The following is a 17,180-nucleotide window of genomic DNA, read 5'->3' as shown; positions in this document are numbered from 1 at the left end:
TTAATCCTATAATTTTCCGACTGCTTCATTTACCAACAGTTACGCGGCGGTAAATATTGAATTGATACGAAGCTCATGTAAACTTGTTTACCGTTTGTCAAAATATGTCAGGAAGACACTGGGCCTTATTCTGAAAGGCTCGTGCGGTAGCTATGCCCTTAAAGTAGTAACGCCCCGAAAATATCCTGGCTATTTTAACAATAGCACTTAAGTCAAACTTCATCCCCTTATCTCCATCATCGAAATATCGCTACGGAAAAGCATATGAAAATGCGCGTACTGTTTTCACTTCTGTTTGTAATGGCGGTGGCGGGCTGTAAAGCACCGCAGAAACCTGTGATCAACGACGATACGATCGAGACCAGCCAGGTCAACGGCGTCACCTTAACCCACCGTCACGCTGTGACGCCGCCGACGGAGTTCACGCCGGTTAACGAGCCGTATCGTGCCATGTATCCAGCCTCTCTGATGAGCCGTCCTGACTTCGGCGGTAAAGTTATCCGCACTCTTGATACCGGAAAAACGTACGTGGTGCTGGGTCAGGTTGAACACTACTGGATGGCGCTTGCCGATGAAGGCAACGAGCAGCTGATTGGTTACGTTCCGATGCGCGCCGTTATCAAGGCCGACCAGTACGACGCCGCCGTGAGTAAACAGGCCATTCGCCATAAGACGCGTAAAAAAGCGACCTGTGTCGATGTCGACGGCAACAGCAAAGCCTGCAAAGACAGCGCTAACGGTACCTGGATCCTGAACTAAACGGCTTTCATGAGCGCATTTTTATGAATAATAAAAATTTTCATAGGCTGTGGTTATTCTTTTACGCGATGATTTTCGCGTTGATCGGTGGTTGTTCGTCGTCTTCACACAGCGACCCCTCCCGCTACAATCTGCAGTTTCAGGCTCATCCACAAATCAATGAATCTGCGCCGCTTAAGGTTCGGGTGTTGTTGCTGAAATCCGATGCGGATTTCATGTCCAGCGACTTCTACTCCCTGCAGAACAACGCGTCAGCCACGCTTGGCGCGAATCTGCTGAACAGCGATGTGTTCTTCCTGATGCCGGGACAGCTGTCAAAAACTCTCAGCGGGCAAAGCTCGCCGGAGGCTCGCTACATCGGCGTGATGGCGGAGTACCAGGTGCTGGATGGCAAAAAATGGCGCGTTTCACTCCCTCTGCCCGTGCCTGGCGAAAATCATATCTACCAGTTCTGGAAATGGTCCGCCGATGAACTTCAGGCCAACGTTTTTCTCGACGTGAACGGCATTCGGGTCATCAGCCAGTAACGCGCTTCTAAACAGGAAACACATCATCATGACGAAAGCAGAAAAGGTCGTCTGGACCGAAGGCATGTTCCTGCGTCCACACCATTTTCAGCGGACTGAAAGCTATCTGCTCAACCATGTTCGTGAATGGGGCGCGCTGCAGCGATCGTATCTCTGGGGCTTTCTCGACGTTGAACTGGATGAAGCGATGCTTCGTCAGGGATGCATTGCCCTGAGCTACTGCAGTGGGCTGCTGCCGGACGGCACCTTTTTCCAGGTGCGCAACGGGCGCAACGGTCCTGTACCGCTGAAAATTCCTGACAATCTCACCAACGAAAAGGTGGTGCTCGCACTGCCGGTTCGTCGTGGCGAGAGAGAAGAGGTGATTTTCAGCGAAGAGCCATCCTCGCTGGCGCGCTTTATCGCGTTCGAGCAGGAGGTGGAGGACGATAACGCCATGTCGGTGGGGGATGCTACCGTCCAGTTTGGCCGCCTGCGTCTGACCCTGATGCTCGAAAAAGACCTCACGGCGGAGTGGACCGCCATCGGCGTGGCGTTTGTGACCGAGAAGCGTAATGACAACCACGTGCGGCTCGACAACAGCTACATCCCGCCGATGCTCAATGCCAATAACAGCCCGCAGATCTACAGCATGATCAACGATCTGCACGGCTTACTGGTGCAGCGCAGCCAGCAGATTGGCGGCCGTTTGCGCCAGCCAGGCCGCTTTAACACCTCTGAAATGATCGAGTTTACGCTGCTGTCGCTGGTTAACCGTCATCTGGGCGAGGTGTCTCATTTAAAAACCCTCCCGCTGCTGCACCCGGAAACCCTCTGGCGCAGCTGGCTGCCGTTTGCCACCGAGCTCGCCACCTGGACGTCGCAGCGGACCGCCGAAAGCGTGCTGCCGATTTACGATCATGACGATCTGGCGAACTGCTTCAGCAAGCTGATGCTGATGCTGCGTCAGGGGCTGTCGCTGGTGATGGAAGACCACGCTATCCAGCTGCCGCTTAACGAGCGCTCTCACGGCCTCAACATCGCCACGGTGCCTGAAACCAGCATGGTGCGTGAGTTCGGCTTCGTGCTGGCGGTCAAAGCCAACGTGCCGGGCGAACACCTGCAAACCCATTTCCCGGCGCAGATGAAGGTCGCACCGGTGTCGAAAATCCGCGATCTGGTTCAGCTTCAGCTGCCGGGCATTATGCTGCGCGCCATGCCGGTTGCACCGCCGCAGATCCCGTGGCATGCCGGCTACAGCTACTTTGAGCTCGAGAAGGGCAGCGAGCTGTGGCACGAGATGGATAAGTCCGGCGCATTCGCCCTGCACCTTGCGGGGGAGTTCCCGGGGCTGGATATGGAGTTTTGGGCCATCCGTAGCCCGACAGAATAATAAAGCGAGCGCTTAATATGCAGGAACGACAGGATACCGGCAGCGATGCCGCGTTCACCGGGGCCAGTAGCAACAATCAGCTGGTGGCGGCCGCCAATCCGCTGCTCAATGCGATTCCGCAGATCCGTCATTCGGTATCGCACGACGATCAGGTGGCGTTACGCCAGCGCCTGATCGATGAAATTCGCCGTTTCGAAGTCCGCTGTCAGCAGGCGGGGCTGCCTTACGAAGTGATCGTCGGGGCACGTTACTGCCTGTGTACGGCGCTTGATGAAGCCGCCGCGCTCACCCCCTGGGGCAGCAGCGGGGTCTGGTCAAGCAACGGCCTGCTGGTGACGTTCCATAACGAAACCTGGGGCGGCGAGAAGTTCTTCCAGCTGCTGGCGCGCCTGTCGCAAAACCCGCGCGAGCACATTCTGCTGCTGGAGATGATCAACTACTGCCTGCTGCTCGGCTTCGAAGGACGCTATCGGGTGCTGGACAATGGCCGCACCCAGCTTGAGACCATCAAGCAGCGACTGTGGCAGATGATCCGCGGCGTGCGCGGCAGCTATCCGGCGCCGCTTTCTCCCCATCCGGAAGATCGCCCGGTGCTGCGCAAGCTCTGGCGGCCGATGGTTCCTCTCTGGGCCTGCGTGGCGCTGGCCGGGTTTATCGCCTGTCTGTTTTATATCGTGCTCAACTGGCGTCTTGGCGACAGCACCAACCCGGTGCTGGCGAAGATTTACCAGTCCCAGCTGCCGGAAACCACTATTCAGCAACCGGCGCGTCAGCTTCCGGCAGTGCTGAACCTGCGCGGCTTCCTGAAACCGGAGATCGAGGCTGGCCTCGTCGCGGTGAAAGACGAAGCGGATCGCAGCGTGGTTATCCTGAAAGGCGACGGGCTGTTTGCCTCTGCCTCGACCGTCGTGCGCGACCGCTATGAACCGGTCATCCACCGCATCGCGCAGGCAATGAATAACGTGAGCGGCAAAATTCTTGTGGTGGGCTACAGCGACAACGTGCCGATCCGCAGCGCGCGCTTTGCCTCTAACTATGAACTCTCTCTGGAACGCGCCCGCTCGGTACAGAAAATGCTGCAGGGAAGCCTCTCTCAGCCTGGCCGCGTGAAAGCGGAAGGGCGGGGCGAGATTAACCCGGTGGCGCCGAACACGACGCCTGAAAACCGCGCCCGTAACCGCCGTGTGGAAATTACTCTGCTGGTGTCGCCTGAAAATACCCAGGCCGAGCTGAACGGATTGCCGCAAGGAAACTAAGGAATGCTGACGACTCTTCTTTCCATACTGACTAACCGCATTCTGTGGAGCTTCCTCGGCGTCACGGCGCTGGCGGCGGTGATCTGGATGATTGGCCCGCTGTTGTCCATCGTGGACACCCGGCCGCTTGAATCTGAACAGAACCGCATCATCAGTATCGCCGTGGTCTATCTGCTGTGGGCGCAGGGCCACATTCTGCCGCGTCTTTATAACGCCTGGCTGAACCGCAAGCTGATGGACAAGCTCAATGAGAACACCACCAGCCCGGAAGCGGCGGATCCGCAGAAGCGACTGAACAACGAGGAGCAGATCCTCGCCAGCCGTTTTGATGAAGCCGCGCAGATGCTGAAAAAAGCGCACTTCAGCAAGGCGGGACAGGGCGCCCAGTGGACGCAGCGCTTCAGCACGCAATACCTCTATCAGCTGCCGTGGTACGTCATTATCGGCGCGCCGGGTTCCGGTAAAACCACGGCGCTGGTCAACTCCGGGCTGCAGTTCCCGCTGGCCGACCGTTTCGGTAAGACCGCCCTGCGCGGCATTGGCGGCACGCGCAACTGCGACTGGTGGTTTACCAACGAGGCCGTGCTGCTGGACACCGCGGGTCGCTATACCACCCAGGAGAGCGAGCAGGTGCAGGACGCCGGGGAATGGCTGCAGTTCATGGGGTTACTGCGCAAGTATCGCCGCCGCCAGCCGATCAACGGTGTGATCGTCACCATCAGCATTTCTGACCTGCTCACCCAGTCAGCCGAGGCGTCCCGCCAGCAGGCGGTGAACCTGCGTCAGCGTCTGTCCGAGCTGCATGAACAGCTGGGAATTCGCTTCCCGGTCTACGTGATGGTGACCAAGGCCGACCTGCTTAAAGGCTTCCGCGCCTGGTTTGCCGACTACGATAAAGCGCAGCGCGACCAGATTTGGGGCTTCACGCTGCCGTGGGAACAAACCAAACACGCCGATTACGACCTGATGGGCAACTTCCAGCAGGAGTTTTCTCTGCTGCAGCAGCGCCTCGACGCCGGGCTGCCGGAAACCATGCTCAAAGAGCATGACGCGAAGACCCGCGCCGAAGCATATCTTTTCCCGCAGGAGTTCGCCGCGCTGCGTCCGCTGCTGGCGGATTACCTGAGCACGGTCTTCGCCCGCTCGAACTTCGAAACCGAGTTCTCTCCGCGCGGGATCTACTTCGCCAGCGGGACGCAGGAAGGCATGCCGTTCGACCGCGTGATGGGCGAACTGAACCGCGCGCTGTCGCTGCCGGAAGGGGCAGAGAGCGATAACTGGGATTCGGTCAGCAAAGAATCGCCAATCCCGGGCGCAAAAGGCCAGAGTTTCTTCATCAAGAACCTGCTGCAAAACGTCATCTTCCAGGAAGCCGGGATCGCCGGAGAAAACCGCTGGTGGGAGCTGCGCAACCGGGCCGTGATCTGGTCTGGCTATGCGGCGCTGCTGGCCCTGCTGGTGATCCTGGGTGGGCTGTGGCTCACCAGCTATGCCAAAAACAAGGCATACCTGAAAGAAGTGGATGCGAAGGTTCCGCTGCTCGACCAGCAGAGCAAGGCCTTACAGAACCAGACCCAGCGTGACCTGTTCGAACTGCTGCCGCTGCTGAATAGCCTGGTGGATCTGCCGAAAAGCGACGCGTTTGATGTGAACGATCCGCCGGTCTCCCGCCGTATGGGGCTCTATCGCGGGGACGACGTCAGCGACGCCTCTCAGTCCCTGTATCAGAAAGCGCTGGATCAGATGCTGCTCCCTGCCGTCGCCATGCACATCACCACCTGGCTTCGCAACGACAACGGCAGCGATGTGGAATACAGCTACGAGGCGCTGAAAGCCTATCAGATGCTCTATCAGCCGAAGCACTACGACGGCAAATTCCTGCATTCGTGGGTAATGCTCAACCTGCAGCGTAACCTGCCGCAGAACGTCACGAAGGCACAGCTGCAGCAGCTTGAATGGCACCTGACGCAGCTGCTGGAGCCGAAAATTCAGGCCTCGCCGTACGCGCAGGACGAGTCCCTGGTGGCGCGCGAAAGAGCGATGATCGGCCAGCAGCCGCTTTCAACCCGCGTCTACGGCCGCCTGAAGCGCCTGCTGGAACATGACGACAACCTGAAGCCGGTCTCCCTTTCCGACCTGGGCGGACCGCAGAGCGAGCTGGTATTTTCCCGCAAAAGCGGCAAGCCGGTGAGCGAAGGCGTTCCGGGTCTGTATACGCCGGACGGCTACTGGAAAAGCTTTAACGGCCAGATTGACAGCGTTACCACCGCCCTGCACGAGGACGACGCCTGGGTGCTGGGGGCCGCCACGGCGCAGGAAGATAAACAGCAGATCGATAACGCCGTGCGCCAGCTCTATATGCGCGACTTTATCGCTAACTGGGATCGCTTTCTCGCTGACATTCAGCTGAATAACAGCGCCGACCTTTCCCAGCGCATCAACACCGCGCGCCTGCTTTCCGGCGCCAACTCGCCGCTGCGCCGCCTGGTGCAGAACCTGAGCCAGGTCCTGACGCTCTCCCGCGATACGCCAGCGCCGGAAGATGCGGGTAAAGCGCAGGCGCAAAGCAGCCGCGCCACCCGCACGCTGGAAGCGCTGTTCAGCAATAATGACAACGCGCCAACGCAGGCCGCCGCGGTTACCCAGGCGCCGGAGCAGCTGGTGACCGACCATTACGCGCCGATGATTGAGCTGGCTCAGCCGCTGGAGAAGGGCGGGAAGACCATCGTGTTTGACGATTTTCTCAAGCAGGTGGATGAGCTGTATCGCTACCTGACCGCCGTGCAGGATGCCGCCAACAGCGGCATGCCGGCGCCGGGCGGGGAGGCGATCAGCCGCCTGCAGGCCAGCGCCGGTCGTCTTCCCGGCGGGCTGCAAACCATGTTCAGCAACATGGCGGTGGGTGCCAGCAGCGACACCCAGCGCCGTGACCTGGAAAACGTGCGTAAGCGCATTAACGTTGAGGTGGGCGGGTTCTGCCGTCAGGCGATTGCCGGTCGCTACCCGCTGGTGCGCAGCGCCAGCACCGAGGTCACCCCTGACGATCTCGCGCGCATGTTTGCGCCGGGGACCGGGCTGATGGATACCTTCTTTCGCGATAACCTGACCAGCAAAGTGGACACCACCCAGGCCAACTGGCGCTTTATGCCGGGCATCGACGGGAAAACGCTGCCGGGAAGCGAAGGGCTGCTGAGACCGTTCCAGCAGGCCCAGTCGATTCGCGACGCCTTCTTTGCTAACGGCGCAACCACGCCGTCCTTCAAGGTGACGGTTCGCACCGTGCGAATGGATAACACCATTCTGAACCTGACCCTGGACGTGGACGGTCAGCTGCTGCGCTACAGCCACGGGCCGCAGGCGGTGCAGATCATGAACTGGCCGGGGCCGGGCGGCACCAACCAGGTCCGCATGCAGCTGGGTCTGGCGAACGGCAGCACGGCGACGCTGGTGACCAACGGTTCCTGGGCGCTGAACCGCTTCTTTGATAAAGCGAGCACCAGCCCGGGGGCGGGTAGCCTCAGCCGTCAGGCCACCTTCAACGTCGACGGACATCAGGTCACGCTGGAGTTTGCGCCAAACAGCATTCGCAACCCGTTCCAGCTTCCCCGTTTCTCATGCCCATAACCGCAAGGACAGCCGTATGACGAATACCCCTGCGATGAACCGCTACAGCTGGTATGGCAAGTTACCCAGCGCCGGAGATTTTTTGCAGCGCCGCTTTCCTGACACCTTACAGCGCCAGTGGTCGCACTGGTTCCAGGTCGGTCTGCTGGCCTGGCAGCAGGAAGAGCAGCGCAGCGGCGAGCGCCCGTTTCAGAAAGCACCCGTCTGGAATTTTGTGGTACCGCCCATGCTGGGCAGCCAGATGATCCAGATGGGCTGTCTGCTGCCCGGGCGCGACAGCGTCGGCCGACAATACCCGGTTTGCCTTCAGCTGAGCTTCGCCCCGTCAGAGTGGTCGACCAGCCTGCTCAGCCAGGCCGAAAGCTGGTATCAGCAGATTGGACGCCTGGGGCTGCACGCGGTGCGCAACAGTTTTTCCGCCTCGCAGCTCGACGAGATGCTGATGTCCATTCCGGCACCGCAGCCGGTCGAGCCGCAAAAGCGCTCCGACATCCTGGATGTGATTGGCTACGACGAGGACGGCCAGAGCACGCTGGGCTGGCCTCAGGCGGCAGAGTGCTTTGACCCGCTGCGTCAGACCAGCTACTGGTGGACCAACCGCTGCGACGGATACCCGCTCTACACCCACGTGCACAGCGGTAACTTTACCGGGCAGCTTTTCACCCTGCTGTTCGATCCGGCAGGGGGCGCCCGTCCGGGCCGTCACGGTCTCTATCCGCCTATGTTTGAATAAGCAGGGATCTCATGAATATCGAAGAATTTCTCGCGCCCATAAGCCCCGACAACCCCTGCGGCGAAAACCTGGAGTACGACGCTGACTTCCAGGCGATGAACCAGGCAAGTCTTGGGAAAGCGGAACAGCAGTTTGGCGACACCATCATCCCGGCGGAGCCTGCTGACTGGAACACGGTCGAAAAATACGCCACCAGCCTGCTGACCCGCACCAAAGATCTTCGCGTCCTGCTGGCGTTAACCCATGCCTGGACCCGCCGTCGCGGGCTGGCAGGCTACGCGGACGGATTGCTGCTGGTGCAGGAGGCGATCGCCCGCTACTGGGAGCCGCTCTATCCGCTGCTCGAAGAGTATGGCGAAACCGACCCGTTCTACCGCATCAACGCTCTCGCCGGGCTGAGTGATAAATCTGACCTGACGGTCGCGGTACGCAACGCCTCGCTGCTGCGTTCAAACGGCGATGAAATTTCGCTGCGGGATGCCCAGGCGCTGCTGGACGGCAGTAAAACCGAATGCCCGGACTATCCCGGCGGGCGCCCGCGGCTGATTGACGAGCTGGCTCGCGGCGACCAGCCGGGGACCGCCGCGGTCATCGTCATTAACGAACGTCTGCTGGCCATTCGCGAGCTGCTCATCGGGCATCTCGGTGAAAGCGGCGTACCTGAGATGGAGCAACTGCTGAAAACCGTGGGGCTGGTCGCCAGCGCCTGTCAGGTGACCGACATCAGCAAGCTGCTGCCGAACCGTGAAGCGCAGGCAGAGACACTGGCTGAACAGCAGCCGACGGCAACGCAGCCCGTTCAGCCGGTGACCGACTGGCGCAGCGTGCAGGTCACCAGCCGCGCCGACGCCCAGCTGATGCTGGAAAAAGCGAAGCAGTATTTTGCGCAGTACGAACCAAGCCACCCCGCACCGCTGATGATTGAACGGGTGCAGCGGCTGTCAGAACTTAACTTTATGGACATTATTCGCGACCTGGCGCCAGACGGCGTTAACCAACTGGAAAACATCTTTGGGCGCCGCGAATAGCGCGTCCAGGCATTATGACGTCAGGCATGGAGCCTGGCGTTTCACCTTCACCGCGCATCTTTGATGGAGAACATCATGGCAATGAGTAACAGTGGGCAGAAATTCATCGCACGTAACCGTGCCCCCCGCGTGCAGATCGAGTATGACGTAGAGATCTACGGTGCAGAACGTAAAATTCAGCTGCCGTTTGTGATGGGCGTTATGGCCGATCTGGTCGGCAAACCGGTGGAAAACCTGCCGGCCGTCGACGAGCGTAAATTCCTCGAAATTGACATCGACAACTTTGACGAACGCATGAAGGCGCTGAAGCCGCGCGTGGCGTTCCAGGTGGACAACACCCTGACGGGCGAAGGTAAGCTCAACGTGGATCTGACCTTCGACAGCATGGACGACTTCCTGCCGGACGCGGTGGCCCGCAAGGTTGAGCCGCTGAACAAGCTGCTGGAAGCGCGCACCCAGCTCTCCAACCTGCTGACCTATATGGACGGTAAAAACGGTGCGGAAGAGCTGATCGCAAAAATTCTGCAGGATCCGACGCTGCTCAAATCCCTGAGCCAGTTGCCGAAAAATGACGAAAGCGCGAAAGGTAGCGAGGAATAATCGATGAGCAACCAGACTCAACAACACGAGCAGCAGGCGGGTCAGGCGTTCAGCCAGGATGAATTCAGCGCGCTGCTGAACAAAGAGTTCCGCCCGAAAACCGACCAGGCGCGTTCCGCCGTCGAAAGCGCGGTCAAAACCCTGGCGCAGCAGGCGCTGGAAAATACCGTCACCTTCTCGAACGATACCTACCGCACCATTCAGAACCTGATTGCCGGTATCGACGAACAGCTGTCACAGCAGGTGAACCAGATCATTCACCACGAAGAGTTTCAGAAGCTGGAGAGCGCCTGGCGCGGTCTGAGCTACCTGGTGAACAACACTGAAACGGACGAGATGCTGAAGATCCGCTTTATGAGCATCTCCAAGCAGGAGCTGGGCCGCACCCTGAAGCGCTACAAGGGCGTGGGCTGGGACCAGAGCCCGATCTTCAAGAAAATTTACGAGCAGGAGTACGGTCAGTTCGGCGGCGAGCCGTTTGGCTGCATCGTCGGCGACTACTACTTCGACCACAGCCCGCAGGACGTTGAGCTGCTGGGGGAAATGGCGCGCATCGGTTCTGCGGCGCACTGTCCGTTTATTACCGGTACCGCACCGGGCGTGATGCAGATGGAGTCCTGGCAGGAGCTGGCCAACCCGCGCGACCTGACCAAGATCTTCCAGAACACCGAATACGCCGCCTGGCGTTCACTGCGTGAATCCGAAGATGCCCGCTATCTGGGCCTGGTGATGCCGCGCTTCCTGTCGCGCCTGCCGTACGGCATTCGCACTAACCCGGTCGACAGCTTTGACTTTGAAGAGCAGACCGACGGCGCGAACCACAACAGCTACTCCTGGGCGAACGCCGCGTACGCGATGGCCGCCAACATCAACCGCTCCTTCAAAGAGTATGGCTGGTGCACCTCAATTCGCGGCGTGGAGTCCGGCGGGGCGGTGGAAAACCTGCCGTGTCACACCTTCCCGAGCGATGACGGCGGCGTGGACATGAAGTGCCCGACCGAGATCGCCATCAGCGATCGTCGTGAAGCCGAGCTGGCGAAAAACGGCTTTATGCCGCTGGTTCACCGCAAAAACTCCGACTTTGCCGCCTTCATCGGCGCGCAGTCTCTGCAGAAACCGGCCGAGTACCACGACCCGGATGCCACCGCCAACGCGCGCCTTGCGTCTCGTCTGCCGTACCTGTTCGCCTGCTGCCGCTTTGCCCACTACCTGAAGTGCATCGTGCGCGACAAAATCGGCTCCTTCCGCGAGCGCGAAGAGATGGAGCGCTGGCTGAACGACTGGGTCATGAACTACGTCGACGGTGACCCGGCGAACTCCTCCCAGGAGACCAAGTCCCGCAAACCGCTGGCGGCTGCGGAAGTGCAGGTGCAGGAGATTGAGGACAACCCGGGCTACTACGCCGCGAAGTTCTTCCTGCGTCCGCACTACCAGCTGGAAGGTCTGACCGTTTCCCTGCGTCTGGTTTCTAAACTGCCGTCGCTGAAGACGAAAGACGCGTGATAAATTTAGCCGGCCCATTGGGCCGGCTACATTTCGGTGAATATGAGATAGCTAATGAATTTGACTCTGACAGCGTTAATACGAAAATTCATCAGCTATTTAGCCATTTATACGTTGCTAATAATTTCATTCATGCTGTTTGTGACGGTATCCGGCTACTATTTGTTTATCTTTGACTGGCCGGCAGATTTCCCGCGAATCGCAATGCATGCATTTCTATGCGCTGGACTTAATGCATTAGCGATAGGGATATACGTTGTCGCAGAAAAACGGAAAGAGAAAAATTAGTATTTTACGCGGACTGATGCGCTGCGGATCCTATGGCAAAGGATATTAAGGTGAAACGTTTCTGTTTTTTCCTCGTATTTATGACCTCTTATGTGTGTGCCGGAAATAACTATCCTGATTTTTATCATCAGCAAACATACCGGCAGGTTTTAAAAGATTTAGTTCTGGCGCGATGCCTTGCGCAGGTGGCAGATAAAGGCAGCCAGTTTTCTGCTGATGCGGCCCGCAGTGCAAGTGCATTCATTGAGTGGATACCTTTTGATGCCGAAAATGGCACTGATAAAGTGGATGCCCTCATCGGAAAATATAAAAATCAAATTAACGTTTTTCATTCAGAGCGAAAACCCGATGTCAAAGGTGTAACCTTAAACTGTTTACGTCTTTATCATAGCGATGAGCTGAACAAACTGGTTCCGCAGGTCATCATAGGCGATCCTGATCGTACCTGGATTCAGGATAACCCGCAGTAGTAAAAGACTTCACATTCTTTCCGTTCATTCAGGGGGAATGTAAGACTGTCAAATGACACGGGTCATTTGATATGAGGCAGAGGTAAAATATGGACGGTTTTATTCAGCCCCATGCTTTCCTGTTTGCCATATAAGTGCTTTTTCGAAAGCAATATTGTTCATCCACGAAGAGTAGATATTATGGCTATTGATATGTTTCTGAAGGTCGAGGGTGTTACGGGCGAATCTAAAGATTCTAACCACACCGGCTGGACTGATATTACCTCCTTCTCCTGGGGCGCTTCCCAGCCAGGTAATATGAGCGTTGGCGGTGGCGGCGGTGCCGGTAAAGTTAACTTTAACGACCTGCACGTTAACGCGCTGATCGACAAATCCACCACCGCTATCCTGAAACACTGCGCCAGCGGTAAACACCTGACCAAAGTTGAGCTGTCCGTTTGTAAAGCGGGCGGCCAGCAGGTGGAATACTCCCGCATCACGCTGGAAGATGTGCTGGTGACCTCTGTGCAGTACACCGGTGCTGACAATGGCGATACCGTTGGTGTGACCTATGCATTCCAGGCTGCGAAAGTGAAACAGCAGTACTGGGAGCAGACCACGTCGGGTGGTAAAGGTGCTGAAAGCAGCGCTGGCTGGAACATCAAAGAGAACAAAGAAGCGTAATTGTTCATCCTTGACCGGGGTTTTGCCCCGGTCATGATGATTGATTCTGCATTTGCTGCAGGTTAATGATGATTGGAAAGTTAATCGTAATTACATTTACAGGCCAACAGTAACCGCTATGCGGTTCGCTTTATACTTAATAAAGATGATTATGAGGTGGTATCGTTAATTAACATTGAGCAGGTAAGTGTTCAAACATTGGTGTTGTCAAGAATTGCGTCTATGTTTGTATACTTTTTTATACTGCATTTTTCCCTGAATTATTAGCTATTTAGATAGCCAAAAGGAAATGAGTATGGCGATTCAGTCGAGAGTTGCTCCAGGCTACTGTGTTGTACAACAACCAGGTACCCTTGATTTTCAGGCAAGACAGTTGTTTGGTAGTTCGCAAAATGAAACTTCAGAATATTTTATGCAACTGAATAGGGATACGGCCTGGTTAAAACCTGGGCAGATATTGATTGTTGCCGATCCGCATAATGAAAACCAATCTCACATAATCAATAGTTTGGTTAACGCAAAGAAAAAGGTCAATGCTGCATTAGCAACTATAGATGCATCTACTGCTGATTTTTTAAATAAAAATTACGATAAAATTAAATCCATAACATTCTGGGGTGACACTGTAGTCGGAAACGCAAGTGGTATTGGAGATTCTTACTTCAAGCAGATTGAGAGTATTTTGGTTAAAATTGAAAGCACATATCAAAACCAGTTTCGCACGCAAGGAACTTTGATTGGCCAGCAATTTTATATTGAACGGAATGCTCTATTTTCCCAGTTAAAACCGCTATTAAATAAAATTACAAAAAAACAATTGAGGTTTAAAGATTATGTCGACTTAAAAAGAGCGCTAGGCTTATCGACGAAATCAATTGTTCATGAATGGAGTACTGTCGGTATAGGTGCAATTCCCGGTTATTCTACCTATATTGATAGAGTCTCCAAAATTACGGCTTACATGAAAGCCGGTGGATGGGTAGCGCTCGGTTTTTCTTTTATGAGTACATCCAATGATGTTTATCATGCATGTACGGTTGACAGGGAAGATGAATGTGGAAAAGTTGCTGTGACTGAATATAGCAAATTTGGTGGCGGTGTCGCTGGAGCTGCATTAGGCTCCACCTTTGCTGCACCTATTTGTCTTGCATTGGGGGTCCCGACCGCCGGGGCAGGAACGCTTGTTTGCGGGTTAATTATAGGTGCTGCTGGCGCTGCAGGGGGCACGAAAATCGGTGGGTTTGTTGGCGAGCAGATTGGTAGCTTAATATTCAGTGGAGAATGATGTGACTACTAATGATATTTTCTCCATTTTTGTGATTTTTCTTTTTGTTCTTTTCTTAATCCTGGTGGTTGCTTTTTATACTGATTATCGAAAGCACTCAAGTGAAGTTTCGGAAATATATAATTCATTAACGCAAGCTGGATTATTAAGAAAAGAAGATTACCAGGTTTGGGAAGGGCTGGGGTTCTGGGGCTTCGGTTTTCGTGTCACAATTTTATCAAGATTATTACGGGGGAAGAGTGTTAAGTTAACCGACTCTCGAAGACTAGAAGCTCATGCATGTCATGGTGTTTTAACGGACTTTGAACTCTCCTGGGTTTATTCATATGACAAAAAAATTAAATTCACTATGGCTATTTTTATACTGCTTTTAATTTTGGCGAGTATAAATGGAATGTAATTTTTCATTGTCTTTATGATTGATTTTGTAGGCTTAACCCCAAACGCCGCCGTTCTCGCCCCGAGAGCGGCAGCGTTTGAGCGCTAATCATACCAGCAGGAATACGCCATGCGATTCACGATTATTTCTACGAAACCCGGTCATCAGCCGCCGCAAAGCAGCTGTGATTTTTACGCCCCGGGCGGCACCATTGGGCGCGGTACGGATAACAATCTGGTATTGCCGGACAATGACCGCACCATCTCTCGTCTGCAGGCCATTGTTCACGTGGACGCTCAGGGCGAATGCCGCGTCACCAACCGCGGCAGCGTCACCCGCGTAGTATTAAATGACATTCCGCTGGAGCGAGGGCGTCAGGTTGAGCTGCAGGATGGCGACATTCTCGGTATTGATGACTACCGTATCGAAGTGACCGAGCTGATCCACGATACCCAGCCCGTGAGCCGCATGGCGGCCAGCCTGCACCAGCAGGCGCGTCCGACCGTGACTCCTGCGCCTGCGCAGCAGCCGAAACCGGCGAGTGCCGCACCCCGTGGGAAAGCCGAGCCGACCGCCGTGCCAACGGAGATCTGGGATAGCCTGATGCAGGAGTTTTCCATCTCCGACAGCATCTCCAGCAACCGTACAAAACCGCAGCCTGCGGCATCGCACGATCCGTTCTCCCAGCCTGCAGCCCCGGAGCGTAACGCCGAAGATCCGCTGGCGATGTTCAACGACAGCGATCCCACGCTCGAACGTAAGCATGTCGATCCGGACTCGCTGTTCAGCGACGAAGCGCTGTTTAAAAAAGAGAGCATTTTTGACGACGTTACGCCTTCCACGCTGGTGCCACCGGTTGAGACCCAGCCAGCCCCGAACGAAGAGGGGACGGATGAGCTCGATCCGCTGGCCCTGTTTGGCGGTAAGTCCAGCGCGCCAGCCGCGCGTAATGACGACCCGCTCGGGCTGATGGGCGGCGCGCCGTTAACCCATCCGGATGACGTGATTAACGAGAAGCCAGCCCCCGTGCCGGAACCTGAGCAGGAAGAGGACGCGCTGGCCGATTCTCCGCTGTTCGCCCCTGAGCCGCAGGAGGAACCGCGTGCTGAAGAGGAACCCGCGCGACCGGATTACGCTGGCTTCACCATGCCGACGCCACAGGCCGTTGCGCGCAGCAGCGCTCAGGCACCGAAGGGCCGCCTGCGCATCGATCCGGTGAATAACGCCGCCGCCCCAACCGCCACGGCAAACAGCGGTGAGAAGGGCGAAGTGCTGCAGGGCGAGCTGCTGGAGGCGCTGCTGGAGGGGATGGGGCTCAGCGAAATGCAGCCCGTCCCGCAGTTTGACCGTGAAAATATGCGTCAGCTGGGGCAGATCCTCGGCATGTTCTCCCAGGGGACCGTGGCGCTGCTCTCCTCGCGCTCCATTCTCAAGCGCGGCGTAAAAGCCGACATGACCATGGTGCTGGACGATGCCAACAACCCGTTCAAGCTGTTGCCGACCGGCAAAACCGTGTTAATCCAGATGTTCGGCACCCCAATGCCGGGCTTTATGCCGCCGACCAAATCCGTGCGCGACGCGCTGATCGACCTGCAGGCGCACCAGCTGGGCATGATCTCCGGCATCCGCGCCATTATTGCCGCGATGCTGCAGTCCTTTAACCCGGAACAGCTGGAAGAGCAGGCGAAGCAGAACGGCATGACCTCGCGTCTGGCGCTGCCGGGCAGCCGCAAAGCCGCCCTGTGGGACTACTTTGTTCGCAGCTATGGCGAGACGGCGGGCGAGATTGAGGACGACTTCCACACCCTGTTCGGCGAGGCCTTCCTTCATGCGTATGACATGGAGGTCAATCAGTACAAAGACTCACAGAGCGGATCGGAAGACAAATGAATATCGCAACGGCTTCTCTCTCCCGCCAGGGGACGCGCGCCAGCAACCAGGATCAGACGGGAGAAACCATTGGGGAACGTTCAGCCTGCTTTGTCGTCTGCGACGGCATCGCGGGGCTGCCGGGCGGCGAAGTGGCCGCCGCGCTGGCCCGCAACAGCATTATCTCCCGCTTTGATGGCGACAAACATCTTAATGCGCAGCATATTCGCGACTACGTGCAGACGGCGAATCGCACTATTCTCAGCGAACAGCAGGCCGTTCAGGACTATCGCCGGATGGGCACGACGCTGGTTAGCCTGTTCATTGACCGTGATTACGGGCTGGCCTACTGGGCCCATGCCGGAGACAGCCGCCTGTACCTGTTCCGCCGGGGATGGCTGTGGCATGTGACCACCGACCACAGCCTGGTGCAGCAGATGAAAGATGCCGGGCACCAGACCGACAACCTGAACAGCAATCTGCTCTATCTGGCGCTGGGAATTGAAAACGGCGGGCCGGAAGCGAGCTACAGCGACGTGGTGCAGGTTGAAGACGGCGATGCCTTTTTACTCTGCACCGACGGGTTCTGGCACGGCGTCAGCGAAGAGCAAATGAAGCAGTCGCTGCATATGGTTAATACGCCGCAGGAGTGGCTGACCTTAATGAACCAAATCATTCAAAAGAATGGCGAACAGGAGGGGAATGCCCAGGATAACTATACTGCCCTGGCGGTATGGATGGGCAACCCTCAGGACACCACTTTGCTGCACACCCTCTCTGACGCAGCACAATTTCTTCCCTGCGGAACTGATTAGACACACAAG

General features: G+C 56.6%; 15 protein-coding genes. All 15 read left to right on the top strand.

Features of this window, described 5'->3' with window-relative positions; translation table 11 throughout:
* Positions 1-264: 264 nt before the first annotated feature.
* Positions 265-759 (top strand): SH3 domain-containing protein, encoded by a 495-nt coding sequence (locus ACOTXT_RS03190; RefSeq protein ID WP_333165264.1) that lies wholly within the window; start codon positions 265-267, stop codon positions 757-759.
* A gap of 23 nt (positions 760-782) precedes the next feature.
* Positions 783-1,286 carry a type VI secretion system lipoprotein TssJ gene (gene tssJ / locus ACOTXT_RS03185; RefSeq protein WP_023344389.1) on the top strand — a complete coding sequence of 168 codons (504 nt, stop codon included), beginning with the start codon at positions 783-785 and terminating at the stop codon, positions 1,284-1,286.
* A 28-nt stretch (positions 1,287-1,314) separates the two neighbouring features.
* Complete coding sequence (gene tssK / locus ACOTXT_RS03180; protein ID WP_021240388.1) at positions 1,315-2,658, top strand: type VI secretion system baseplate subunit TssK; 1,344 nt, start codon at positions 1,315-1,317, stop codon at positions 2,656-2,658.
* A gap of 17 nt (positions 2,659-2,675) precedes the next feature.
* Complete coding sequence (locus ACOTXT_RS03175; RefSeq protein WP_008502648.1) at positions 2,676-3,914, top strand: DotU family type VI secretion system protein; 1,239 nt, start codon at positions 2,676-2,678, stop codon at positions 3,912-3,914.
* 3 nt (positions 3,915-3,917) lie between these two features.
* On the top strand, positions 3,918-7,538 hold the full coding sequence (tssM, locus tag ACOTXT_RS03170) for a type VI secretion system membrane subunit TssM (RefSeq protein WP_421625280.1): 3,621 nt from the start codon (positions 3,918-3,920) through the stop codon (positions 7,536-7,538).
* 16 nt (positions 7,539-7,554) lie between these two features.
* Positions 7,555-8,271, top strand: a complete 717-nt coding sequence (gene tagF / locus ACOTXT_RS03165) for a type VI secretion system-associated protein TagF (protein WP_032675002.1) — start codon at positions 7,555-7,557, stop codon at positions 8,269-8,271.
* 11 nt (positions 8,272-8,282) lie between these two features.
* On the top strand, positions 8,283-9,299 hold the full coding sequence (gene tssA / locus ACOTXT_RS03160) for a type VI secretion system protein TssA (protein ID WP_023293800.1): 1,017 nt from the start codon (positions 8,283-8,285) through the stop codon (positions 9,297-9,299).
* A gap of 75 nt (positions 9,300-9,374) precedes the next feature.
* Positions 9,375-9,899 carry a type VI secretion system contractile sheath small subunit gene (tssB, locus tag ACOTXT_RS03155; RefSeq protein ID WP_008502644.1) on the top strand — a complete coding sequence of 175 codons (525 nt, stop codon included), beginning with the start codon at positions 9,375-9,377 and terminating at the stop codon, positions 9,897-9,899.
* 3 nt (positions 9,900-9,902) lie between these two features.
* Positions 9,903-11,402: a type VI secretion system contractile sheath large subunit gene (gene tssC / locus ACOTXT_RS03150; protein WP_021240385.1), complete on the top strand. Its 1,500-nt coding sequence runs from the start codon at positions 9,903-9,905 to the stop codon at positions 11,400-11,402.
* A gap of 368 nt (positions 11,403-11,770) precedes the next feature.
* Positions 11,771-12,160, top strand: a complete 390-nt coding sequence (locus ACOTXT_RS03145) for a T6SS amidase immunity protein Tai4 family protein (protein WP_100245875.1) — start codon at positions 11,771-11,773, stop codon at positions 12,158-12,160.
* Between the two features lie 180 nt (positions 12,161-12,340).
* Entirely contained in the window at positions 12,341-12,823 is a 483-nt protein-coding gene (locus ACOTXT_RS03140) for an Hcp family type VI secretion system effector (protein ID WP_008502640.1), read from the top strand.
* A 295-nt stretch (positions 12,824-13,118) separates the two neighbouring features.
* Positions 13,119-14,108: a hypothetical protein gene (locus tag ACOTXT_RS03135; RefSeq protein WP_063929813.1), complete on the top strand. Its 990-nt coding sequence runs from the start codon at positions 13,119-13,121 to the stop codon at positions 14,106-14,108.
* Position 14,109: 1 nt separating this feature from the next.
* Positions 14,110-14,508, top strand: coding sequence for a hypothetical protein (locus ACOTXT_RS03130; protein WP_055322272.1), 399 nt, complete (start codon positions 14,110-14,112; stop codon positions 14,506-14,508).
* A 108-nt stretch (positions 14,509-14,616) separates the two neighbouring features.
* Positions 14,617-16,377, top strand: coding sequence for a type VI secretion system-associated FHA domain protein TagH (gene tagH, locus ACOTXT_RS03125; protein ID WP_044596602.1), 1,761 nt, complete (start codon positions 14,617-14,619; stop codon positions 16,375-16,377).
* Complete coding sequence (locus tag ACOTXT_RS03120) at positions 16,374-17,171, top strand: PP2C family protein-serine/threonine phosphatase (RefSeq protein ID WP_008502637.1); 798 nt, start codon at positions 16,374-16,376, stop codon at positions 17,169-17,171. The genes tagH and ACOTXT_RS03120 overlap by 4 nt, the downstream gene beginning before the upstream one ends.
* Positions 17,172-17,180: the final 9 nt, after the last annotated feature.

Source organism: Enterobacter cloacae complex sp. IR5422, from assembly GCF_049238165.1.
GTDB lineage: Bacteria > Pseudomonadota > Gammaproteobacteria > Enterobacterales > Enterobacteriaceae > Enterobacter > Enterobacter roggenkampii.
The sequence above is the reverse complement of the archived record's forward strand: the minus strand, read 5'-3'. Positions and strand labels throughout refer to the sequence as shown.

Excerpts from the sequence above, each read along its gene's own strand:
- ACOTXT_RS03190 (WP_333165264.1), top strand. The coding sequence starts at position 265 with ATGAAAATGCGCGTACTGTTTTCACTTCTGTTTGTAATGGCGGTGGCG.
- tssJ (WP_023344389.1), top strand. The coding sequence starts at position 783 with ATGAATAATAAAAATTTTCATAGGCTGTGGTTATTCTTTTACGCGATG.
- tssK (WP_021240388.1), top strand. The coding sequence starts at position 1,315 with ATGACGAAAGCAGAAAAGGTCGTCTGGACCGAAGGCATGTTCCTGCGT.
- ACOTXT_RS03175 (WP_008502648.1), top strand. The coding sequence starts at position 2,676 with ATGCAGGAACGACAGGATACCGGCAGCGATGCCGCGTTCACCGGGGCC.
- tssM (WP_421625280.1), top strand. The coding sequence starts at position 3,918 with ATGCTGACGACTCTTCTTTCCATACTGACTAACCGCATTCTGTGGAGC.
- tagF (WP_032675002.1), top strand. The coding sequence starts at position 7,555 with ATGACGAATACCCCTGCGATGAACCGCTACAGCTGGTATGGCAAGTTA.
- tssA (WP_023293800.1), top strand. The coding sequence starts at position 8,283 with ATGAATATCGAAGAATTTCTCGCGCCCATAAGCCCCGACAACCCCTGC.
- tssB (WP_008502644.1), top strand. The coding sequence starts at position 9,375 with ATGGCAATGAGTAACAGTGGGCAGAAATTCATCGCACGTAACCGTGCC.
- tssC (WP_021240385.1), top strand. The coding sequence starts at position 9,903 with ATGAGCAACCAGACTCAACAACACGAGCAGCAGGCGGGTCAGGCGTTC.
- ACOTXT_RS03145 (WP_100245875.1), top strand. The coding sequence starts at position 11,771 with ATGACCTCTTATGTGTGTGCCGGAAATAACTATCCTGATTTTTATCAT.
- ACOTXT_RS03140 (WP_008502640.1), top strand. The coding sequence starts at position 12,341 with ATGGCTATTGATATGTTTCTGAAGGTCGAGGGTGTTACGGGCGAATCT.
- ACOTXT_RS03135 (WP_063929813.1), top strand. The coding sequence starts at position 13,119 with ATGGCGATTCAGTCGAGAGTTGCTCCAGGCTACTGTGTTGTACAACAA.
- tagH (WP_044596602.1), top strand. The coding sequence starts at position 14,617 with ATGCGATTCACGATTATTTCTACGAAACCCGGTCATCAGCCGCCGCAA.
- ACOTXT_RS03120 (WP_008502637.1), top strand. The coding sequence starts at position 16,374 with ATGAATATCGCAACGGCTTCTCTCTCCCGCCAGGGGACGCGCGCCAGC.